This is a genomic window from Drancourtella sp. An57 (genome assembly GCF_002161525.1).
Taxonomy (GTDB): Bacteria; Bacillota; Clostridia; order Lachnospirales; family Lachnospiraceae; genus Sellimonas; species Sellimonas catena.
In genome coordinates this window covers 232,742-255,038 of the sequence record NZ_NFHY01000002.1, presented here as the reverse complement: position 1 = coordinate 255,038, position 22,297 = coordinate 232,742, and the positions used below count along the sequence as shown (strand labels likewise).

Annotated in this window: 28 protein-coding genes; 27 read left to right on the top strand and 1 reads right to left on the bottom strand. The window is 47.0% G+C overall.

The features are described 5' to 3' along the window. Window positions 1-7 precede the first annotated feature (7 nt). The 26 genes from B5G11_RS16630 to B5G11_RS16270 all read left to right on the top strand — a co-directional run bounded on the left by B5G11_RS16630 (window position 8) and on the right by B5G11_RS16270 (window position 21,435). Window positions 8-298, top strand: a complete 291-nt coding sequence (locus B5G11_RS16630; RefSeq protein ID WP_242958884.1) for a hypothetical protein — start codon at window positions 8-10, stop codon at window positions 296-298. Between the two features lie 262 nt (window positions 299-560). Continuing rightward, complete coding sequence (locus B5G11_RS02795; protein WP_087252081.1) at window positions 561-959, top strand: hypothetical protein; 399 nt, start codon at window positions 561-563, stop codon at window positions 957-959. 183 nt (window positions 960-1,142) lie between these two features. Then, entirely contained in the window at window positions 1,143-1,979 is an 837-nt protein-coding gene (locus B5G11_RS02790) for an Rpn family recombination-promoting nuclease/putative transposase (RefSeq protein ID WP_087252080.1), read from the top strand. Between the two features lie 123 nt (window positions 1,980-2,102). Next, window positions 2,103-2,594 carry a VanZ family protein gene (locus B5G11_RS02785; RefSeq protein ID WP_242958882.1) on the top strand — a complete coding sequence of 164 codons (492 nt, stop codon included), beginning with the start codon at window positions 2,103-2,105 and terminating at the stop codon, window positions 2,592-2,594. Further along, window positions 2,584-3,492 (top strand): 4-hydroxy-3-methylbut-2-enyl diphosphate reductase, encoded by a 909-nt coding sequence (ispH, locus tag B5G11_RS02780; RefSeq protein WP_087169245.1) that lies wholly within the window; start codon window positions 2,584-2,586, stop codon window positions 3,490-3,492. Before B5G11_RS02785 ends, ispH begins: the two co-directional genes overlap by 11 nt. Then, window positions 3,473-4,564, top strand: coding sequence for a 30S ribosomal protein S1 (rpsA, locus tag B5G11_RS02775; protein ID WP_087169244.1), 1,092 nt, complete (start codon window positions 3,473-3,475; stop codon window positions 4,562-4,564). Before ispH ends, rpsA begins: the two co-directional genes overlap by 20 nt. 118 nt (window positions 4,565-4,682) lie before the next feature. After that, entirely contained in the window at window positions 4,683-6,002 is a 1,320-nt protein-coding gene (gene rsxC, locus B5G11_RS02770) for an electron transport complex subunit RsxC (RefSeq protein ID WP_087252079.1), read from the top strand. A 19-nt stretch (window positions 6,003-6,021) separates the two neighbouring features. Then, a complete protein-coding gene (locus B5G11_RS02765) occupies window positions 6,022-6,963 on the top strand; it encodes an RnfABCDGE type electron transport complex subunit D (RefSeq protein ID WP_087252102.1) in 942 nt (313 codons plus the stop codon). After that, a complete protein-coding gene (locus B5G11_RS02760; RefSeq protein WP_087252078.1) occupies window positions 6,963-7,571 on the top strand; it encodes an RnfABCDGE type electron transport complex subunit G in 609 nt (202 codons plus the stop codon). Before B5G11_RS02765 ends, B5G11_RS02760 begins: the two co-directional genes overlap by 1 nt. Further along, window positions 7,564-8,265 carry an electron transport complex subunit E gene (locus tag B5G11_RS02755; protein WP_087252077.1) on the top strand — a complete coding sequence of 234 codons (702 nt, stop codon included), beginning with the start codon at window positions 7,564-7,566 and terminating at the stop codon, window positions 8,263-8,265. The genes B5G11_RS02760 and B5G11_RS02755 overlap by 8 nt, the downstream gene beginning before the upstream one ends. Before the next feature lie 12 nt (window positions 8,266-8,277). Further along, on the top strand, window positions 8,278-8,853 hold the full coding sequence (gene rsxA, locus B5G11_RS02750) for an electron transport complex subunit RsxA (RefSeq protein WP_087169239.1): 576 nt from the start codon (window positions 8,278-8,280) through the stop codon (window positions 8,851-8,853). Between the two features lie 13 nt (window positions 8,854-8,866). Next, complete coding sequence (locus B5G11_RS02745) at window positions 8,867-9,655, top strand: RnfABCDGE type electron transport complex subunit B (RefSeq protein ID WP_343215463.1); 789 nt, start codon at window positions 8,867-8,869, stop codon at window positions 9,653-9,655. Window positions 9,656-9,728: 73 nt separating this feature from the next. Then, window positions 9,729-10,187, top strand: a complete 459-nt coding sequence (locus tag B5G11_RS02740; protein ID WP_087252076.1) for a DUF2752 domain-containing protein — start codon at window positions 9,729-9,731, stop codon at window positions 10,185-10,187. A 162-nt stretch (window positions 10,188-10,349) separates the two neighbouring features. Further along, entirely contained in the window at window positions 10,350-10,913 is a 564-nt protein-coding gene (locus B5G11_RS02735; protein WP_158099193.1) for a hypothetical protein, read from the top strand. Between the two features lie 120 nt (window positions 10,914-11,033). Next, window positions 11,034-11,393: a NusG domain II-containing protein gene (locus B5G11_RS02730; RefSeq protein ID WP_087169235.1), complete on the top strand. Its 360-nt coding sequence runs from the start codon at window positions 11,034-11,036 to the stop codon at window positions 11,391-11,393. Between the two features lie 12 nt (window positions 11,394-11,405). Beyond that, the gene (locus tag B5G11_RS02725; RefSeq protein WP_242958881.1) at window positions 11,406-11,906 is read left to right on the top strand and encodes a Gx transporter family protein; all 501 of its coding nucleotides are present in this window, start codon (window positions 11,406-11,408) and stop codon (window positions 11,904-11,906) included. Window positions 11,907-11,923: 17 nt separating this feature from the next. Then, window positions 11,924-12,538 carry a Holliday junction branch migration protein RuvA gene (gene ruvA / locus B5G11_RS02720; RefSeq protein WP_087252074.1) on the top strand — a complete coding sequence of 205 codons (615 nt, stop codon included), beginning with the start codon at window positions 11,924-11,926 and terminating at the stop codon, window positions 12,536-12,538. A gap of 62 nt (window positions 12,539-12,600) precedes the next feature. Next, on the top strand, window positions 12,601-13,605 hold the full coding sequence (gene ruvB, locus B5G11_RS02715; protein ID WP_087252073.1) for a Holliday junction branch migration DNA helicase RuvB: 1,005 nt from the start codon (window positions 12,601-12,603) through the stop codon (window positions 13,603-13,605). A 103-nt stretch (window positions 13,606-13,708) separates the two neighbouring features. After that, on the top strand, window positions 13,709-14,122 hold the full coding sequence (locus B5G11_RS02710) for a cell division protein ZapA (RefSeq protein ID WP_087169232.1): 414 nt from the start codon (window positions 13,709-13,711) through the stop codon (window positions 14,120-14,122). 49 nt (window positions 14,123-14,171) lie between these two features. Then, complete coding sequence (locus B5G11_RS02705) at window positions 14,172-16,571, top strand: U32 family peptidase (protein ID WP_087252072.1); 2,400 nt, start codon at window positions 14,172-14,174, stop codon at window positions 16,569-16,571. A gap of 23 nt (window positions 16,572-16,594) precedes the next feature. Continuing rightward, window positions 16,595-18,052: an FtsW/RodA/SpoVE family cell cycle protein gene (locus tag B5G11_RS02700; protein ID WP_343215462.1), complete on the top strand. Its 1,458-nt coding sequence runs from the start codon at window positions 16,595-16,597 to the stop codon at window positions 18,050-18,052. Then, a complete protein-coding gene (locus B5G11_RS02695; RefSeq protein ID WP_343215461.1) occupies window positions 17,964-19,529 on the top strand; it encodes a penicillin-binding transpeptidase domain-containing protein in 1,566 nt (521 codons plus the stop codon). The genes B5G11_RS02700 and B5G11_RS02695 overlap by 89 nt, the downstream gene beginning before the upstream one ends. Window positions 19,530-19,541: 12 nt before the next feature. Beyond that, window positions 19,542-19,862 (top strand): hypothetical protein, encoded by a 321-nt coding sequence (locus tag B5G11_RS02690; RefSeq protein WP_087169229.1) that lies wholly within the window; start codon window positions 19,542-19,544, stop codon window positions 19,860-19,862. A 1-nt stretch (window position 19,863) separates the two neighbouring features. After that, window positions 19,864-20,844, top strand: a complete 981-nt coding sequence (locus B5G11_RS02685) for a DUF2953 domain-containing protein (RefSeq protein ID WP_087252070.1) — start codon at window positions 19,864-19,866, stop codon at window positions 20,842-20,844. Beyond that, window positions 20,845-21,243: a GerW family sporulation protein gene (locus tag B5G11_RS02680; RefSeq protein WP_087169227.1), complete on the top strand. Its 399-nt coding sequence runs from the start codon at window positions 20,845-20,847 to the stop codon at window positions 21,241-21,243. It abuts the gene before it with no gap. A 54-nt stretch (window positions 21,244-21,297) separates the two neighbouring features. After that, window positions 21,298-21,435, top strand: coding sequence for a hypothetical protein (locus B5G11_RS16270; protein WP_158099192.1), 138 nt, complete (start codon window positions 21,298-21,300; stop codon window positions 21,433-21,435). Between the two features lie 61 nt (window positions 21,436-21,496). On the opposite strand, the gene rpmB is transcribed toward B5G11_RS16270, so the two are convergent. Further along, a complete protein-coding gene (gene rpmB, locus B5G11_RS02675; RefSeq protein ID WP_024732358.1) occupies window positions 21,497-21,682 on the bottom strand; it encodes a 50S ribosomal protein L28 in 186 nt (61 codons plus the stop codon). Window positions 21,683-21,922: 240 nt separating this feature from the next. Here rpmB and B5G11_RS02670 point away from each other — a divergent pair, with 240 nt between their 5' ends. Continuing rightward, the gene (locus B5G11_RS02670) at window positions 21,923-22,282 is read left to right on the top strand and encodes an Asp23/Gls24 family envelope stress response protein (protein WP_087169226.1); all 360 of its coding nucleotides are present in this window, start codon (window positions 21,923-21,925) and stop codon (window positions 22,280-22,282) included. The last annotated feature ends 15 nt before the right edge of the window (window positions 22,283-22,297 follow it).

The window sequence follows — 22,297 nt, the reverse complement described above, 5'->3', positions numbered from 1 at the left end:
GGAAGCAATGTTCCACAGCGAAAAAGTAACAAAGATTCAGAAAGCCGTGGGACAGATCAAATCCAATGAAGAGATTGGAGTGAAATATATGCAGAAGTGGGAAGAAATCGCAGAAGCACGCGAGGAGGGCCGTGAGGAAGGCCGCACCGAAGGAAGGGAGCAGCTTTTAATCAATCAGATTCAGAAAAAGCAGGCGAAAGGGAAAACTATCACACAAATTGCAGATGAGTTGGAAATAACCGAAGAGGAAGTACAGAGCGTTTTAGACCGGATCAGAGAGGAACACGAAGGACAGTAAGAATACAATTTATTTACTAAGATCAAATCAGAATTTCCAGACTTGGGAAAAGAGTGTAAGGCAGTCCCTTTTCCCAAGTATTTCAAGAATCAAATCAAATGAGATTGTCAAATCGAAACAAGAATTCTATATCTAATCAATTGAATTATCCTCAGGATTTATGTACAATAAAAGGAGAAACAAATGAAGAAAAACAAAATAAAACCATTAAAGGATTTGAGGCTGTTAGACCGCTTTCTGTGAGGAAGACAAAGAAGTCCGGATGCAGGATGGAGCGACCAGGATCTTTCTGAATACCCATGGAAAGAATAAAGAGGAAGTCCGTCCGGAACTGATAGAATTTCTGAACTATGTGGAGAATACCAATGAGCTGCAGGGAGAAACGTTCCACAGCGAGAAAGTAACGAAGATCCAGAAAGCAGTGCAGCAGATCAAATCCAATGAAGAGATTGGAGTGAAATATATGCAGAAGTGGGAAGAAATCGCAGAAGCACGCGCAGAGGGGCGAACAGAGGGACGCGAAGAATATACTCTTGAACTAATTCGGAAAAAGCAGGAGAAGGGAAAGAGCCTCGCACAGATCGCGGAAGATCTGGAAATGACCGAAGAGGAAATACAGAGCGTTTTAGACCGGATCAAAGAGGAACACGAAGGACAGTAAGAATATAATTTATTTACCAAGATCAAATCAGAATTTCCAGACTTGGGAAAAGAGTGTAAGGCAGTCCCTTTTCCCAAGCATTTCAAGAATCAAATCAAATGAGATTATCAAATCGAAACAAGAATTCTATATCTAATCAATTGAATTACCCTCAGGATTTATGTACAATAAAAGGAGAAACAAATGAAGAAAAACAAAATAAAACCGTTAAAGGATTTGAGGCTGTTAGACCGCTTTCTATTCGCTGAGCTGATGGAAGATGAGGAATGCAGTAAAGAGGTATTGGAAATCATTTTGGGGAAGGAGATCAGCCTGCTGTCCAGGGATCAGACAGAAAAAGAAGTAAGGACAGCCACATGGCTGAAGTCGATCCGCCTGGATGTTTATTCTGTCGATGAAGAAGGAACCGTCTACGACACAGAAATGCAGCAGAACTGGAGAAATGATCTGGAGAAGAGAAGCAGGTATTATCAAGGACTGCTGGACAGTTCCCTGCTGGTTCCGGGAGAGCAGAGCTATAATGCGTTAAACAATACGTATATCATCATGATTATGCCCTTTGACCTGTTTGGAAAAGGAAGATATCAGTATACAATCAAAGCTTTCTGTGAGGAAGACAAAGAAGTCCAGATGCAAGATGGAGCGACCAGGATCTTTCTGAATACCCATGGAAAGAATCAAGAGGAAGTCCGTCCGGAACTGATAGAGTTTCTGAACTATGTGGAGAATACCAATGAATTGCAGGAAGAAATGTTCCGCAGCGAAAAAGTAACAAAGATTCAGAAAGCCGTGGGACAGATCAAATCCAATGAAGAGATTGGAGTGAAATATATGCAGAAGTGGGAAGAAATCGCAGAAGCACGCGCAGAGGGGCGCGAAGAATATACTCTTGAACTGATTCAGAAAAAGCAGGCGAAAGGGAAAACTATCGCACAAATCGCAGACGAGCTTGAAATGACCGAAGAGGAATTGCAGAGAATTCTGGTCAAATATCCAGAAACAACTCAGGTCAAAATATGAAAAAGAGTCAACAAATCGTCATTTTTTGTAAATCGCACCAGTGTTTCCCTGCATCCCGTTACTTGACTTTGGAATGTGCTTTTCGATATAATACACGAAGAAAAACATAAAGGGGAGCAGGGTGTGAAAGAAAAGAAACGGATGTGGACAATCCTCGTGGCTGTCTGGATGGTCGTGATCTTTTTGTTCTCGGCGCAGCCGTCCGACGAGTCTTCTAAAGAAAGCCTTTTCGTGGGCAGGATGGTAGGCCAGATCTTCGTAAAAGATTTTGAAGAATGGCCGGAAGAGGAGCAGGAGGCATTTGCAGAGGCAATTAATTATCCGGTCAGGAAGACGGCTCATGCGACGGAGTATGCCATTCTTGGCATTCTTGTGTTTATGAGATGCCGTTGTCAGGACACATGGAGCAGAAAGCGGATGATTGCGACTGCGTGGGGAATCAGTACAGCTTATGCGGCAACAGACGAGTTTCATCAGATTTTTGTCCCGGGACGGGCAGGAATGGTGACGGATGTGATGATTGATTCATCCGGAGCACTGGCAGGAATTCTGCTGGCGGCTTTGGCTGGATTTATTATAATAGGTAGAAACAGGAGAACAGAGTATGGAAGTTAAACTCGCAAAAACGGCGGGGTTCTGTTTTGGGGTAAAACGTGCTGTAGACACGGTTTACGAGCAGGCCCGGCAGCGAAAGGAACGGCTGGACGCCGGCGAAGAAAATGTGCCGGATATTTATACCTTTGGTCCGGTCATTCACAATGAAGAGGTCGTAAAAGATCTGGAAAAGAAAGGGGTCAAAGTGCTCCGGTCAGAAGAAGAGCTGATGGAGCTCAGGGAAGGACATGTCATTATCCGTTCTCACGGAGTCGGAAAAACCGTTTATGATATTCTGGAAAAAAATAACATCGGGTACACGGACATGACCTGTCCGTTCGTGAAAAAAATCCACGATATTGTGAAGCGGGAAAGCGAAGCAGGAAAGTACATTATTATCATCGGAAATCCGGAACATCCGGAGGTGAAAGGGATCCGCGGATGGGCCGGAAACCGGGTGAGCGTGATCGAAAGTGAGGCGGAAGCAAGGGAATTTTGCCTTGGGAATACAGAATTAAAAGATGAGTCAGACAATAAAATCTGTATTGTCTCGCAGACGACATTTAATTACAATAAATTCAAATATTTAGTTGAAATTCTTATGAAAACGAGGTATGATATAAGTGTTTTAAATACAATCTGCAATGCCACAAAAGAGCGTCAGACAGAGGCTGAACATATTGCAAACGAAGTGGACGCGATGATTGTGATCGGTGACAAACACAGTTCCAATACCCAGAAATTGTTTGAAATATGTAAGAAGGCATGTGAAAATACGTACTACATACAGACTCTTGACGATTTGAATATGAATCAATTAAAGTTAAAGTCCGTGGAAGCAGTAGGTATTACAGCAGGGGCATCCACGCCCAATAATATAATTGAGGAGGTTCAAAATAATGTCAGACTTAACTTTTGAACAAATGTTAGAGGAATCTTTTAAGACAATACACAATGGAGAGGTTGTAGAAGGTACAGTAATCGATGTGAAACCGGATGAGATCATCTTGAACATCGGATACAAAGCAGACGGAATTATTTCCAGAAGCGAATATACAAACGAACCGAACGTAGACCTGACAACCATTGTATCTGTTGGAGATTCCATGACAGCGAAAGTTTTAAAAGTAAACGACGGGGAAGGCCAGGTATTACTGACCTACAAGAGACTCGCAGCTGAAAAAGGAAATGAAAGACTCAGGGAAGCATTCGAAAATAAAGAAGTACTCAAAGCGCCGGTTACACAGATTCTTGGCGGCGGCCTGAGTGTTGTTGTTGAAGAAGCACGAGTATTTATCCCGGCAAGTCTTGTATCAGATACATATGAGAAAGACCTGAGCAAATATCAGGGACAGGAGATTGAATTTGTAATCAGCGAATTCAATCCGAGAAGAAACCGTATCATCGGTGACAGAAGACAGCTTCTTGTTGCTGAGAAAGCAGAAAAACAGAAAGAGATTTTTGCAAACCTGCATGCAGGTGATACAGTAGAAGGTGTTGTAAAGAATATTACAGATTTCGGTGCATTTATCGATCTCGGCGGAGTAGACGGACTGCTTCATATTTCCGAGATGTCCTGGGGACGTGTCGATAATCCGAAGAAACTGTTCCATGTAGGAGAGACAGTAAAAGTACTTGTAAAAGATGTTCACGATACAAAGATCGCATTATCTTTGAAATTCCCGGAGACAAATCCATGGCTTCACGCAGCTGAGGATTATGCAGTGGGAAATGTCGTAACAGGAAAAGTAGCCAGAATGACAGATTTTGGTGCTTTCGTAGAGCTGGTACCGGGTGTTGACGCACTCCTTCATGTATCTCAGATTTCAAGAGCGCATGTTGAGAAACCTGCGGACGTTCTGAAAGTCGGACAGGAAATCACAGCGAAAGTCGTTGATTTAAACGAAGAAGAAAAGAAGATCAGTTTAAGCATGAAAGCGTTAGAGCCGGCTGCTGAGGAAGCAAAAGAGGAAGTTGCAGAGGCAGAGTAGTACTACCGGTTGTGATGCATATATAAATGCTGCAGAGTAAAAATAGAGGCTACTTGCTTTAGTCTCTATTTTTTCATGTTTTTTCATATGTTAAAAAAAGAACGAGGAGGAAAAAAAGATGGGACTTTTAACTTTCAAGGGTGGAATACATCCGAATGATGGAAAAAGTCTGGCCAAGGACAAGGCGATTGTCGAAGTCCTGCCTGAAGGAGATCTGGTCTTTCCGCTTTCGCAGCACATTGGTGCTCCGGCAGCCCCGATTGTCAAGGTCGGAGATCAGGTTCTGAAAGGACAAAAGATTGCAGAGGCCGGAGGGTTTGTCTCTGCCCCGGTCTATTCATCTGTTTCTGGAAAGGTGAAGGCGATTGCTCCGTACTTTACACCGACCGGGGGAAAGGTTTCGTCCATTATTATTGAGAATGACGGGACCTATACGGAAGCTGAAAGGCTGAATACCAGATCGCTGGATCTGATTACCAAAGAAGAGATTCTGAATCTGATTTCAGAGGCCGGAATTGTCGGAATGGGCGGTGCCGGATTCCCTACAAGGGTGAAGCTTTCACCGAAGGAGCCGGAGAAAATCGAATACGTCATTGCAAACTGTGCGGAGTGTGAGCCGTACATTACAGCCGACTACCGCAGAATGCTGGAAAATCCGGAAGAGCTTGTAGAGGGGATGCGCGTGATTCTGAAGCTTTTCGATAATGCAAAGGGTATCTTTGCGGTGGAGGATAACAAGCCGGACTGTATCGCGAAGCTGGAACAGCTGACAAGCGGTGAGCCGAGGATGGAAGTGGTCAGACTGATGACCAAATATCCGCAGGGCGGTGAGCGCCAGCTGATCTATGCAGTGACAAAAAGAGCCATCAATTCTTCCATGCTTCCGGCGGATGTTGGATGTGTCGTAGACAATGTGGAGACAATCATTCACATTTACGATGCGGTAGTCAACGGAAGACCATGCATTGACCGTGTTGTGACAGTCAGTGGAGATGGAATTGCCGAACCGGGCAACTTTAAGGTTCCGCTTGGCATCAATCAGCAGGAGCTGATCAAGGCGGCAGGCGGATTGAAAGGGGCTCCTGAGAAAGTGATTTCCGGAGGACCGATGATGGGATTTGCCATGTTTACTCTGGATGTTCCTGTCACGAAAACTTCTTCATCGATTTTATGCCTGACAAAGGATGAGGTGGCAATGTATGAGCCGTCAGCATGTATCAACTGCGGCAGATGTATTGACGCATGTCCGAGCCGTCTGATCCCGTCCAGACTTGCAGATTATGCAGAGCGTCATGACGAGGCGGCATTTGAAAAAGAATTCGGTGTGGAATGTATGGAATGTGGTTCCTGCAGCTATGTCTGCCCGGCAAAACGGCAGCTGAAGCAGGCGATCAGCTCCATGAGAAAGACCGTTCTGGCGAACAGGAAGAAAAAGTAGAAAGTGAGAGGTGGACAAAGTGAACGAACAGTTTAATATTTCGGCATCTCCGCACATACGGGCCAAAGACACTACAGAAAATATCATGCTGTGGGTGATCATCGCGCTTCTGCCGACAACCCTTTTTGGAATCTGGAATTTCCGTGATCAGAATGCGTGGATTCTTGTCGCGGTGACAGTGGCAGCGGCTGTGCTTACGGAGTATCTTTATGAGAAGCTGATGCATAAAAAAGTGACAATCAAAGACATGAGTGCGGCAGTCACAGGACTTCTGCTGGCACTGAACCTTCCGGCGTCTGCTCCATGGTGGATGGGCGTTCTGGGAGCCGTATTTGCGATTCTGATTGTCAAGCAGCTCTTCGGAGGCCTGGGACAGAACTTTATGAACCCGGCTCTTGCTGCAAGATGTTTCCTCCTGATTTCTTTTACAGGAAGAATGACATCCTTTACATATGACGGTGTAACCGGGGCAACTCCGCTTGCAACCATGCGTGCGGACGGCTCCATTGCCAACGTAGACACAATGAAAATGTTCATCGGTCAGATCCCGGGAACAATCGGTGAGACATCCGTTATCGCGATCATGATCGGTGCGATTATCCTTCTTCTGAAAGGAATCATTGATCTGAGAATTCCGGGATCCTATCTTGTGACATTTGTGATCTTCATCACAATTTTCGGTGGCCACGGATTTGACTGGAGCTTCATCACCGCGCACCTTTGCGGCGGCGGTATCATGCTTGGCGCATGGTTCATGGCAACAGACTACGTGACAAGCCCGATCACGAAGAAAGGTCAGATTATTTACGGTATCCTTCTTGGTATCCTGACAGGACTGTTCCGTCTTTTCGGAGGATCTGCAGAGGGAGTTTCCTATGCGATCATCATCGGCAATATCCTTGTTCCGCTGATCGAGAAGGTTACTCTTCCAAAACCATTCGGTAAAGGAGGAGAGAAATAATGAACAAGATTATTAAAAATACAATTATCCTGACAATTATCACACTTGTTTCCGGAGTGGCCCTCGGCGCGGTATATGAGATTACAAAGGCTCCTATTGCCAACGCACAGGAAGAGGCAAAGCAGGAAGCATACAAACAGGTATTCGAGGATGCGGATTCCTTTGATGACCTGGAGGTAGATGCCAAAGAGGCGGCGGAGGCTGTCAAGGCGGCAGGCGTGGATGACGGTGCAGAGATCAATGAAGCAGTCGAAGCAAAACAGGGCGGCGAAACGATCGGATACGTGATCACAGCTACCGACCCGAACGGATACGGCGGGGATATTCAGGTGTCCGTTGGAATCCAGAATGATGGAACAGTAAACGGAATCGCGATTCTTTCCATCAATGAGACTGCAGGACTTGGTATGAAAGCTTCCGAACCGGAATTCTACGAGCAGTATTCCGGCAAGCAGACCGATCATTTCTATGTCTCAAAAGACGGAGGCGAGGGAGAACAGATCGATGCCATCAGCGGTGCTACAATCACTACCAGAGCGGTGACAGGAGCGGTCAATGCGTCTCTTGGATATTATCAGAATGTGTTAGGAGGCAGTGCAGATGAATAGATGTGTCGAACGTTTATATAATGGTATTATCAAAGAGAACCCGACTTTCGTCATGATGCTCGGAATGTGTCCGACACTTGCGGTAACGACTTCCGCCATCAACGGAATCGGAATGGGACTCTCCACAACGGTGGTACTGGTACTGTCCAATATGATGATTTCCGCACTTCGGAAAATCATTCCGGATTCAGTCCGTATCCCGGCGTTTATCGTAGTCGTTGCATCTTTCGTAACGATTGTACAGTTCCTTCTTCAGGGATTTGTGCCAAGCCTTTATGATTCGCTTGGGCTTTACATTCCTCTGATCGTTGTAAACTGTATCATTCTTGGACGTGCGGAAAGCTACGCGTCCAAAAACCCGATTATTCCGTCTCTGTTCGACGGCCTTGGAATGGGACTTGGATTTACATTTGGACTTACCTGCATCGGTATCGTAAGAGAAATTCTGGGAGCAGGCCAGGTATTCGGTTTCCAGATTATGCCGTCATCCTATGAACCGATTACGATCTTTATCCTGGCGCCGGGCGCGTTTATCGTGTTATCCATGCTGGTAGCCACAAGAAACAAGATCATGAACAATATGGAAAAGAAAGGCAAGAAAGTTGTGAAGCCTCAGGGCGGCTGCGCGGAAGGCGGATGCGCTTCCTGCGGCGGATGTGCTTCTTCACTTTCTTCCGGTCAGGACAAGGAATAGGAGGGGGAACAGATGAAAGAATTATTTATCATTGCAGTAGGTTCTGCACTTGTTAATAACGTCGTGCTGAGCCAGTTCCTTGGAATCTGCCCGTTCCTTGGAGTATCAAAGAAGATTGAAACAGCGGCCGGTATGGGCGGAGCGGTTATTTTCGTTATTACGATCGCATCCTTCTGTACAAGTGTTGTATATGAATTTATCCTGCAGCCGTTGAATATCGAATATCTGCAGACGATTGTATTTATTCTTGTGATCGCCGCGCTGGTACAGTTCGTGGAAATGTTCCTGAAAAAGTCCATGCCGTCGCTTTATCAGGCGCTGGGTGTGTACCTGCCGCTGATCACTACAAACTGTGCAGTACTTGGTGTGGCTTTGAACAACGTACAGTATGAATACAACATTTTAAGCAGTGTGGTAAATGGATTTGCGACAGCGGTCGGATTCACAATCGCAATCGTAATCATGGCAGGAATCCGTGAGAAGACAGAACATAATGACGTGCCGGAATCATTTAAAGGAACGCCGATTGTTCTGCTTACGGCAGCGCTGATGTCCATTGCGTTTTTTGGATTTTCAGGTTTGATTTAAGGGAGGAAAATGGATTATGACAGGTATACTCATTGCTGCCGCGATTGTCGGCGGTGTAGGTTTGTTCATCGGTGTCTTCCTGGGAGTCGCAGAAAAGCAGTTCGCAGTGGAAGTTGATGAGCGTGAAGAGGCAATTACCGGGGTGCTTCCGGGAAACAACTGTGGTGGCTGCGGTTACGCAGGATGTTCCGGGCTTGCGGCGGCGATTGTCAAAGGAGAGGCTCCGGTCAATGCCTGCCCGGTAGGGGGCGCGCCGGTTGCCGCGAAAGTAGGAGCGATCATGGGTCAGGACGCAGGAGAGATGACAAAGATGGTTGCTTTTGTGAAATGTGCCGGTACATGCGAAAAGGCAAAAGAAAATTATAAGTACACCGGAACAAAGGACTGTGTCATGGTCAACATGATGCAGAACGGAGGACCGAAAGCATGTACATTCGGATGTCTTGGAGAAGGAAGCTGCGTGGCAGCATGTCCGTTTGACGCGATTCATATTCAGGATGGAATCGCGGTTGTAGATAAGGAAGCATGTAAGGCCTGCGGAAAATGTGTGGCAGCATGTCCGCGGCATCTGATTGAGCTTGTACCGTATGAGCAGAAACATCTTGTACAGTGCAGTTCCCTTGACAAGGGAAAAGATGTAATGAGTGTATGTTCTGTAGGATGTATCGGATGTAAGATGTGTGAAAAAGTCTGCGAATTTGACGCGGTGACTGTTACAAATAATGTGGCACACATTGATCCGGAAAAGTGTACAAACTGCGGAAAATGCGCGGAAAAATGTCCGAAGAAGATTATCAGCTGATGACTACGGTCTGGCGATAGCCGGGACGGAAAAGAGTCACTGATCCCATGAGGGCAGGAAGAGGAAAGAATCAATGAGCAGAAAGAAACGGCTAATGGAAAGCATCAGGATGATAAAAGCGGATCTTTGGAGTATCCGGTATGTCATCCTTGTGCTGGCGGTTTACTTTTTTCTTGCGTGGAACTTCTTTTACTCTTCCTGCCCTTTTGTCATGGTCACCGGCCTGCCATGCCCGGGATGCGGGCTTTCCAGAGCAGGGTTCTGTCTCCTTCGGGGTGAATTCGCGGACGCATGGTATCTGAACCCGTTTATATACGGCATTGCGTTTCTTGCGGCGGCATTTGTAATCCGGAGATACGTGCTTCAAAAAGAGGTCCGGTCTCTTCAAAAATGGCTGATTCTGCTTCTGGCAGGCATGCTTGTATTTTACATTTACCGGATGAGCCGATACTTCCCGGGAGAACCTCCTATGAGCTACTATCCGGGAAATCTGCTGAACCGGATTTATCAGGCCCTGGGACGGATCATGTAAAGTTTACGCTGCTCACACCGAACTGCCGCCTGCATGCACACTCGTCGCGCTGTCTCGCTTCAGTTCCGCACTACGTTCTAAGACTGCTTATACGGGCGTCAAGTTATGCAGATTCTGTGAAATCGGGGATTTCTGTTGTGCTGACGAAAAAAGCATGATAAAATGAAACAAGCGAAAGGGGTAGTCAGACACATGGAAGAGAATAAAAATAATTTTGAAAATACAGAAGAAGTAATGACAGAGCAGACCGGTGCAGGTGATGCTCCGGTGACTCAGCAGCCGGAGGAGCAGCAGGTGGTTCCTATGAAGGAAGAGACAATGCCGAAACAGCCATATACTGCGCCTGATCAGGAACAGCGGGAACAAACTCAGGCTCCGAAGGAAGATATTTCCTATTCTTATGGGGAACAGACGAGAGACGGTATGCCGTACCAGACACAGGGGAATCAGTATCAGGAAGAGTGGGATACGACGCCGCTGACAATGGGTGACTGGCTGTTGACTTTGCTGGCGGCATTTATTCCATGCTGCGGAGGGATTATTCTGTACTGTTACTGGGCGTTTGCCAGAAAGGGAAATATTCACAGGAGAAACTTCTGCCGTGCGGCACTGATAGTAGAGGCGGTACTCATTGTATTACTGATTATTTTCCTGATCCTGGTGGTGATCATCGGAAGTGTATCCTACGGTGAGACAATGAGTGACTATTATTATTACGGATATTAGAAGATGAGAACGGGGCGGCCATTTCGGAAGCTCCGTTTTTCAATGCGGGTTTCACTATCGAACATACGGTTGCAGTGCCGGGGCGGATGTGCTAAAATAAACCGGAAGAAGGAGGTCCCCATGAAAAAGGGAGATATCATTTTGATTCTTTTGATTTTGCTTGTAGCAGGATCGGCATTTGGAATATACAGAGCCTTTACCGGAAGCGGAGGCGGCGAAGCGGTCGTCTATGTAGACGGCGAAGAGGAGGGCAGATACAGTCTGAATGAAGATCAGACGATCGAGATCAATGGAGGGACAAATACACTTGTTATCGAAAATGGAAGCGCCAGTATGGAGAAGGCGGACTGTCCGGATCAGGTCTGTGTCCGTCACAGCGCAATTTCGAGAAATGGAGAAAGTATTATTTGTCTGCCTCACGAGGTTGTTGTATCGATTGAAGATGGAGAATCATCCGGAGCGGATGCGGTCGTGCAGTAAAAGAGGTGCAGTGTGGAAAGAAGAGGAGCGGGCCTGGCGTCATTTGGAGTGTTTGTGGCGCTGGCATTGATTTTCAGTTATATTGAGACGTTGATACCGTTTCAGATCGGGATTCCGGGGGTCAAGCTTGGACTTGCCAATATTGTGATTGTGATAGCACTTTACAGGATGCCTGTCAAAGAGGCATATCTCCTTTCCGTTGTGCGGGTGGTTCTGTCAGGATTTCTGTTCGGTAATCTGATGAGTATTCTTTACAGTCTGGCAGGAGGACTGTTGAGTCTGACTGTGATGTGGGGATTGAAGCATGTGAAATCAGTCAGTGTTCTGGGAGTGAGCATTGCCGGTGGTGTGTTCCACAATATCGGGCAGCTTCTGGCAGCGGCCCTTGTGGTGGAGACCTATGGCGTGTTTTCGTATGTTCCGGTGCTTCTGGTTTCCGGTCTGGTTACAGGACTTGTGATCGGGCTTGCATCCGGGGAAATGCTGAAAAGGATCAGGGGGATCCAGTTTTAATTGACGGAGGAAGAAAGATGATTTCATATATACGAGGGGAGCTTGCGGAGATTGGCGAGAACCATGTGGTTATTGATGTAGGAGGCGTCGGATACGGGATTTTCATGTCCGGAAGTGACATGTCCAGCCTTCCGAAGACTGGACAGGAAGTGAAGATCCATACGTATCTGCATGTGAAAGAAGATCTGATGCAGCTTTTTGGATTCCTGACAAAGGACGGACTGGAGGTCTTTAAGCTGATCATCGGGGTCAGCGGGATCGGCCCGAAGGGAGGTCTCAGCATCCTGACGCAGATGACACCGAATGATCTGCGGTTCGCAGTGATGGCGGGGGACGCAAAGGCCATTTCAAAGGCTCAGGGAATCGGAAAGAAGACAGCGGAAAAGTTGATTTTAGAGCTGAAAGACAAGCTGAAGCTTTCTGATACCATCGGACAGGAGACGGATGCGCCGTCTGTTCCGGGAAATGAAGAAGGAGCAGGGCGGATTCAGAACGAGGCAGTGGAAGCGCTGACAGCGTTGGGATATGGAAGTACCGAAGCATTCCAGGCAGTCAGAAACGTGGAGATCCATGAGGACAGTACCGTAGAAGATGTGCTGAAACAGGCCCTGCGGCAGATGGCACTGTTTTAATGGAGGAGGGCCGGGCAAAAGGGCGCGGTTCATTCAAATAACTATCCGGAAGGCAGAGAAGCATGAAGAAACGAATTATTACGACAGAAACACTGGAGGAAGACCAGAAGATTGAAGGCAGCCTCCGGCCTCAGTATCTGGAAGATTATATCGGACAGACAAAGGCGAAAGAAACGTTAAAGATTTATATAGAAGCGGCAAAGGCAAGAGGGGAAGCACTGGACCATGTGCTCTTTTACGGACCTCCGGGGCTGGGAAAGACGACTCTTGCCGGGATCATTGCCAATGAGATGGGAGTCAATATGAAAGTGACCTCCGGTCCGGCGATCGAAAAGCCTGGGGAGATGGCTGCGATTTTGAATAACCTGCAGGAGCGGGATGTGCTGTTTGTGGATGAGATCCACAGACTTAACCGGCAGGTGGAAGAGGTGCTGTATCCGGCCATGGAGGATTTTGCCATCGATATTGTGATCGGAAAAGGAGCAGGGGCAAGATCCATCCGTCTGGATCTCCCGAAGTTTACGCTTGTGGGGGCGACGACGAGAGCAGGAATGCTGACGGCGCCGCTTCGGGACCGGTTTGGTGTGGTGAACCGGCTGGAGTTTTATACGGCTGAGGATTTGCAGACGATTGTCCTGCGTTCTGCCCAGGTGCTCGGAGTTGAGATTGACTCGAAAGGAGCGCTTGAGATTGCGAGACGTTCCAGAGGGACGCCGCGTCTGGCCAACCGCCTTTTAAAACGGGTGCGGGATTTTGCGCAGGTTAAATATAATGGTGTGATTACCGAGGAAGTAGCAGTTTTTGCGCTGGATCTTCTGGAAGTGGACCGGTTCGGTCTGGATTATGCGGACCGGACGATTCTGACGACCATGATCGAAAAATTCGGAGGCGGGCCGGTAGGACTGGATACACTTGCAGCTGCCATCGGCGAGGATTCCGGTACGCTGGAGGATGTATATGAGCCTTTTCTCCTGAAAAACGGCTTTATTCAGAGGACTCCGAAAGGGAGGACGGCTACGGCTCTTGCATATCAGCATCTTGGATTTTCCATGGGAAAGGAAGAGTAAAATTCCCTTCCACGGAGAATATCAAAGAAAAAGGTTGGTTTTTCCAACCAGATCGTTTATAATGAATATCAGAGACTTCATATAGGAGGAGGAAGCACCGGCTATGGCAGCATCAAGAAATTATACCGAAGTTATCATTGATGGCAGGGTATTTACGCTGAGCGGCTTTGAGAGCGAGGAGTATCTTCAGAAAGTATCAAATTATCTGAATCACAAGATTGCAGAATGCAGTGAGAATGAAAGCTACAAAAAGCAGAGCAGCGACACAAAAAGCATCCTTCTTGCACTGAACATTGCGGACGATTATTTTAAAGCAAAGGAGCAGGGCTCGTCTCTTGAAATTGATATGGAATCGAAAGATAAAGAGATGTATGACTTAAAGCACGAATTGATCTCTGCGCAGATCAAGCTGGAAAATGCGGACAGGGCAATGGATAAGCTGAAGGAAGAAAATCAGGAGCTGCAGATGAAGATTGTGCAGTTGGAAACAGAAATGAAAAATCACCGAAAGAATTAGGGCTGTCGAAGGACAGCCTTTTTTCGAAGTAAGGCAGGAATAGAAAGAGATGAATAATAAGAAACAGAATAAAGAAGTGGAAATTCTCGCACCCGCGGGCACTTATGAAGCCTTTCAGGCGGCGATCCGTTCCGGAGCGGATGCAGTCTATGCAGGAGGGGACCTGTTTGGAGCCAGAGCGTATGCCGGGAATTTTGACCGGGAGACATTGATCCGGGCTATCCGAGAGGCACACCTTTACGGAAAGAAGCTGTATCTGACCGTCAACACACTGATCAAAGAGCGGGAGATGGAAGAACGTCTCTTTTCGTTTTTGAAGCCGTTTTATGAAAACGGTCTGGATGCGGTTCTGGTACAGGATCTGGGAGCGCTTTCCTTTATCCGGGAGCATTTCCCGGATCTTGCGCTTCATGCGAGCACCCAGATGTCTGTGGCAGGGGCTTCCGGAGCAGGATTTTTAAAGAAATACGGTGTGGAGCGGATTGTTCCGGCAAGGGAGCTTTCCCTTTCGGAGATCCGGAAGATGAAAGAGGAGACCGGGCTGGAGATCGAGTGCTTTGTCCACGGCGCGCTCTGCTATTCTTATTCCGGACAGTGCCTGTTCAGCAGCATGCTCGGTGGGCGGAGCGGCAACCGGGGACAGTGCGCGCAGCCGTGCCGTCTGAAATATCAGGTGGAAGGAATGAAGAAGCCATCCTGCATTCTGAGCCTGAAGGATATCATGGCTCTGGATGACATCCCGGATCTGATTGAGGCCGGAGTGGACTCTTTTAAAATTGAAGGACGGATGAAAAAGCCGGAGTATGTATCTGAGACCGCGCGGATGTACCGGAAATACGCAGACCTTTTCCTTGAGAAGGGAAGAGAGGGATACCGGGTGTCAGAAGAGGACAAAATGAGACTGATGGATCTGTATAACCGCGGCGGCAGCTGCAGGGGCTACTACCATATGCAGAACGGCCCGGAGATGATTTCGCCTGACAGGCCGAATCACGCCGGGATTCCGGCAGCCTGTGTGGAGCGGCAGAAGGGAAGGAGCCTTCTGTTAAAAGCACTCGCAGCGGTACAGAAAGGCGATGTTCTGGAAATCTCCGCCAAAGAAAATGTTACACTTGGACAGGACGTAAAAAAGGGCGGCCAGTTCCAGATTCTCGTGGCAAAGGGAACGGCAGTGAAGCCGAGAACGATTCTGTCAAGAGTCCGGAATGAAAGCCTGATCGGGGAGATCCGGGATCATCTGAAAACCGCTGATATCCGGCGTCCGGTGCAGGCGGAGGCAGTGTTCCGTGCCGGAGAGCCGTCCAGGCTGACTCTCAGGATGGGAAGCATCGAGGTCAGCGCCGAGGGCATGGTTCCGGAAGAGGCGAAAAAGCAGCCGCTGGACCGGGCGAGAGTGGAAAAGCAGCTTGGCAAGATGGGGAATACTCCGTTCCGGACAGAGAAGATGGCTGTTGAGATGGACGAAGGGATTTTCTTCCCGATGCAGGTTGTCAATGAGCTTCGCAGACAGGCGGCACAGAAGCTGGAAGATGCCATTCTGGGACAGTATGAAAGATCCTGTCCGGAGATACCGGAGAAAAAGGAGACCGGTACAACTGTCCGGGATCCGCATGCGAGGATGCTTTCTGTTCTTGTGCAGACAAGAGAACAGTTAGCTGCAGCGGTACAGGAGGAAGACGCAGGCCGTATCTACGTGGAAAGCCATCTGGCGGCCGACCTGTTTGCGTCCGGATCGGGAAGAGCGGAGATCCGGGCACTTTTTGAAACAAGGAAAGCCGAATGGTATCTTGTATTTCCTCACATTTTCAGAGAACAGGCCGAACGGCTCTACGACAGAATCTGGGGAGATCTGGAAGCGTTCCCGTGGGATGGTGCGCTCGTGAGAAATCTGGAATCTTTGTCATATCTGCAAAAAAAAGTATGGAAAAACAAGGTTCAGGCGGACCATCATTTGTATACATTGAACAAAAAAGCTGTAGAATTCTTGAAAAATGCAGGGATAAATGGTACAACAGTATCATTAGAGCTGAACAGCCAGGAGATTCGTGAAACCGTTTCCGGAGAAGAAGAGATGGTCGTATACGGATATGCTCCGATGATGATCAGCGCGGGATGCGTAAAAAAATCTACGGGACACTGCGATGGAAAAGCAGCTGTCACAAAACTGAAGGACCGGTATCAGAAGACATTTTATGTAAAAAATTATTGTGATACATGTTATAATATTATCTATAATACGGCGCCGCTTGTGCTGCTGGATCTGCTTCCGGAGATCGAACGGATCGGGATTGACAATGTCCGGCTGGAATTTTCGCTGGAGGACGCCGATGAGACGAGGAGAGTAATCAGGCTTTACGGGGACGGCTTCCTGAGAGACGGAGGGTATCCGCAGGCAGCAGAGCAGTTTGATGATTTTACGCGTGGACATTTTAAAAGGGGAATAAAGTAGGTGGCAATTTGTTTAATATTATAATGGAAATTTCAAAATATCTGATTCTGCTGATGATGGTAATCTATACTTTTGAGTGTTTCAGCGTGTTCGGATATCACGATGCTTATACGAAGATGTGGATTTTAAGGAGGCAGAGCATCTGGATCTTCATGATCCACTTCCTGGCATTTCTGACCCTGTTTCTGCGTATGCAGGAGGCCAGAATTCTCGTATTTTATGTCATACAGGTAGCGCTTTTGGGATCAATTATTCTGCTTTATGGTTTTCTGTACCCGAAAGTGTCCAGACTGGTTGTCAACAATATGTGTATGCTTCTTGCGGTAGGATTTATCATGCTGACAAGGCTTACATATAACAATGCGGTTAAGCAGGTAATTATTGTAGCGGCATCCGGTGTCATTTCGCTGTTTGTTCCGGTCATTATCCGGAAAGCCAGATTTTTAAGCAGACTGAAACTGGTCTATGCAGTGGTCGGTGTTGCGGCACTTGCCGCGGTTATTGTTGTAGGACGGGTATCAAACGGAGCCATGCTTGGATTTGAAGTGGCGGGAATCAGTGTGCAGCCGTCAGAACTCGTGAAGATTGTATTTGTATTTTTTGTGGCATCCAGTCTCTACAGGGCAAAGGATTTCAGAAATGTAGTTATCACAACGATCGTGGCGGCGCTGCATGTTCTGATTCTGGTCGCTTCTACAGACCTGGGAGCGGCACTGATTGTTTTTGTAGTGTACCTTGTGATGCTGTATGTGGCCACACGGCAGCCGCTCTATATTGCGGCAGGCGTGGGAGCCGGAAGTGTTGCTTCGGTAGCCGCATATTTTCTGTTTTCTCATGTGAGGACGAGGGTAACGGTTTGGAGAGACCCGTTCGCGGTCTATAATGAAGGGGGATATCAGGTGGCGCAGTCGCTGTTTGCGATCGGCACAGGAGGATGGTTCGGCCTTGGACTCTGCCAGGGACTTCCGGACAAGATTCCGGTTGTTACGACAGACTTTATTTTCTCCGCGATTGCGGAGGAACTGGGAGCTGTCTTTGCGATCTGCATCATTCTGATCTGTGTCAGCTGCTACATTATGTTTCTGAATATTGCGATGCAGTTAAGAGACAGCTTTTATAAACTGGTAGCGCTGGGACTTGGAACCTGTTATATCTTCCAGGTATTTCTTGCGATCGGCGGAGTAATCAAATTTATCCCGTCTACGGGTGTGACCCTGCCGCTTGTGAGCTATGGAGGAAGTTCCCTTTTAAGCACGATGATCATGTTTGCGATCATCCAGGGGCTGTATATTTTAAGAGAAGATGAGGAAGAGGATATTGAACGACAAAGAGAGAGACAATTACGGGCGAAGAGAAGACGGCAGGCACAGCAGACCGGAAGACCTCGATCAAATGGAACGAGGCCTTCAGCGGGAGCTCCGTCGGGAGATCGAAGAAGAAACTCTAAGAACCGGAACTCACAGCGTGTACGGAGACCGTAAGCCGGCTCCAAGGAAGCCCGGAAAGGCAGAAAAGAAGAAAGAACAGCAGGAAGAAAGGCGACGTGCCAAAAAGAAGAAAAAGGCGAACCGCCAGTATGTTTTTGTAACTTACTTTTTTGTTCTTCTTTTTGTGGGAATGATCGGCTATTTTTCCTATTTCAACGTGGTACAGGGAAGAGAAATTATCAATGATTCCAGAAATCCAAGGATGGATCTGTATGAAAACCAGGTGCTCCGGGGCTCGATTCTGGACAAGGATGGAAATGTCCTTGCCGAGTCTGTGGAAAATGAAGACGGCACCCAGACGAGAACCTATCCGTACGAAGAGCTTTTTGCCCATGTCGTCGGATATTCGGACAAAGGAAAGTCCGGTCTGGAGTCCTCGCAGAATTTCCAGCTTCAGACTTCAAATGTTTCGTTCCGGACAAAGCTTCTGAATGAATTCAGAGGGCGGAAAAGCGCAGGAAACAATATTACCACGACACTCGATACGGATCTCCAGCAGGCGGCTTACGATGCGCTCGGAAACAACCGGGGAGCAGTCGTGGCGATTGAGCCTAGTACGGGAAAGATCCTTGCGATGGTTTCTAAACCGTCCTACAATCCGAATACCATTGTGGAGGACTGGGAAAGCTTAAACGCAAACACGGAAGGAATTCTTGTCAACCGTGCGACGCAGGGACAGTATGCTCCGGGATCTACATTCAAGGTAGTGACGACTCTTGCGTATATGCGCCAGAATGCAAATTATCAGGATTATACCTACCGCTGTACAGGAGAAATCACAGCAGGGAAAAATGAAATTCACTGTTTTGGAAATGATGTGCATGGAACGGTCGATCTGGCAGATTCCCTGGCATATTCCTGCAACACATCGTTCTCCAACATCGGACTCAGCCTGGATATCGATGAGTTCCGCAATACGGCAGAGGATCTTCTGTTTGATTCAGAGCTTCCGTGTCCGCTTGTCTATAATGAAAGCAAATTCAATCTGCAGGACGATGATGGAGACGCTGCCATCGCCATGACGGCTTTTGGACAGGGAAAACTTCAGGTGAGTCCGTACCATATGGCGTTGATTACATCTGCCATCGCCAATAATGGAATTCTGATGCAGCCGTATCTGGTAGATCAGATTACAAGTGCAGAGGGCGAGACGGTAGAGAAATACGTTCCGGAGTCTTACAAAGAGCTGATGACCTCCGAGGAGGCAGCTCAGCTGACAGAATATATGCAGGGAGTTGTGGAATACGGAACAGCCCGTTCCCTGAATTCTCTTGGGGTTTCCATCGCAGGGAAGACAGGAACAAGTGAGTACAGTGATGATAAAGAGAAAACACACTCCTGGTTTATCGGATTTTCCAACGTGGACAATCCGGATCTTGCACTGGCTGTTGTGATCGAAAACTCCGACAGTACCGGTGATGTTGCGACGGATGTTGCGGGAGACGTCTTCGAGGCATTCTATGCGGAATAGAGGTGCTTTACAATGCGGTATTTGAAAGATCTGTATGTAAGTGAAGAATTAAAAGGCAGGGAAGAGGAGATAATGGAACATCTGGAAAAGAAAGAATTCCAGTTCCGGGTCTACCTGATTGCCCTGCCGGAAAATGAGAAAAATCAGCTGGAAATCTATCACAGCGGGATGTTGAATCAGGAATGGTACCGGGATAAGGATGTGTTTGTGGTAGGCCTGGCAAAGGGATATCTGCAGGCGCTGGAGCTTGTCCGGAAGATTGCCGAAGAGACAGTGGACAAGACAGGGGATGCGGATATCCGGCAGTATATTTTGAAGCGGCAGGGAAATTAGAATGATAATCGTACATATTTTACTGTGGATTCTAAAGATAGCAGGGATTTTACTTCTTCTTGTTCTGGGACTTCTTCTGCTTGGAATTCTGACGGTTCTGTTTGTACCGGTCCGGTATGAACTGAGTGCGTCCGGGGACATTGAGGAGCCGGAAAAGATTACAGGAAAGATTTCCATCCGGTATTTTTTCCGACTGATCCGTTTTCAGGCAGCCTACGAAAATCAGAAATTTCACTGGATGGCGGGAATTGCATGGAAAAAGATCGGGCAGGATAAGAACGAGGAGCCGGAGGAAGAAATTCAGGAAAAAGAGACTCCTGAAAAGTACAAAGAGGATAAAAAAGTCCCTGGAAGACCTGAGGGCGGTACAAGAGAACCGGAAGAGCAGGAAGGCAGAGGAAAAGAGAATGATTCCCGGAAGCGGGAAGCTGTAAAAAAAGAAAAGCCGGATCCGGAGAAGAAGCAGGAAGAAAAGAGCGCAAAAGAAAAGCCGCAAAGCCGGAAAGGCGAGAAAAAGGAATCCGGATGGCAGCGGATTTCCGGGAAAATCAAGTATACATTTCAAAGAATCTGTGATAAGATAAAGACGCTGTCCAAAACAAAAGACAGGATAGAAAAGTTTATCAAAGATGAAGTACATCAGTCTGCCTTCAAAAAGGGGAAGATAGTTCTGATTCATTTCATAAAGACATGGATGCCAAAAGAAGCGCGAGGGTATGTGGAGTATGGGTTTGATGATCCGTATTATACCGGGAAACTGCTTTCCTGGCTTGCGCTTTTCTACCCGTTTTTCGGGAAATGGCTTCAGATTGCACCTGATTTTGAAAAACCTGCATTAAACGGCAGTATATTTATCAAGGGACATCTTCGGATGAACCATCTGGCAGCAGCGGCTGTCAGGCTTGTGGCAGATAAGAATATCCGCAGTACCGCAAAAGAAGTACTGCATCTGTTAAAACGCCAGAAGAAGGAGGAATCATAAATGGCAGAGAGTAATTTCAAATCAACGATGGAAGCATTGTTCCACGGAATGGATAATGTGATTTCATCCAAGACGGTGGTCGGTGAGGCGATCCATGTAAAAGATACGATCATCCTCCCGCTTGTGGACGTGTCCTTTTCTGTAGGGGCAGGTTCTTTTACCGCAGATAAGAATGAAAAGGGAGCCGGTGGACTGGGAGGCAAGATGACTCCTTGCGCAGTGCTTGTGATTCAGAACGGGACGACAAGACTGGTTAATATTAAAAATCAGGATACGATCACAAAGATTCTGGACATGGTACCGGATCTCGTGGAGCGTTTCCGGACAAGAGACGAGAATAAGGTAACAGAAGAAGAAGTCAACGAGATTCTGGACGAAGGGAAAAAAGAAAACGAATAAAAGGCTGAAAAACTGCATATATAAAATCAAGAAACAAAACGGCAGGGATATCGAATGAAAAGAGTGATTGGATTTGCATGCTTTATGATCGCGGCAGGACTGATTCTTTCGATGTTCCTGCCGGGTCTGGTTTGGGATATCTGCATAACGGCAGTATTTCTCGTACTGGGCTATGTTTTTTTCTGCTGCTGATAAAAATTAAGAAACAAAAAAACCAGGATGACAAGATTCCTGGTTTTTGTGTATGCAGAACTTATGCTCTTTCTACTTTTCCGGATTTTAAGCAGGATGTACATACGTACATTCTCTTTGCTCCGCCTTCTGTTTTAACACGAACAGATTTTACATTAGATTTCCACATTTTTGGTGTTTTTCTATGAGAGTGGCTGACATTGTTTCCAAAATGAGCCCCTTTTTCGCAAATAGCACATTTCGCCATGATTACACCTCCTAACGCTCTTACTAGTCCTCAAATCGAGGACTCACAACACTAACTATGATATCAGATATATACCGGAAATGCAAGAGTTTATTTCCCGGAAATCATAATTTTTTCACTGTTTTACAGATAACATGAAGAGATGATGTTGTAAAATGTGTGTAAACAAGGTATAATAAAGCAGAATACTTCATGGAAAGAACTGAAAAAAGTATAGATAAGAATTGGAGGTATCTTAGTATGAAAGGCAGCATGAGTACGGAACTGGGAATCATCACCATTTCACCGGAAGTGATCGCCAAATATGCAGGCTCTGTCGCAGTAGAGTGCTTTGGAATCGTGGGGATGGCGGCAGTCAACATGAAAGACGGACTTGTAAGACTGCTGAAAAAAGACAGCCTTACACACGGTATCCAGGTAGAGCTTACGGAAGATAACAGAATCCGCCTTGATTTCCATGTTATTGTTGCATACGGGGTCAGTATTTCGGCTGTTACGGATAACCTGATCAGCAATGTAAAATATAAAGTCGAAGAATTTTCCAATATGCCGGTTGACAAGATCAATGTCTATATTGAAGGCGTACGGGTAATCGATTAATGTGGGAGGAACTTT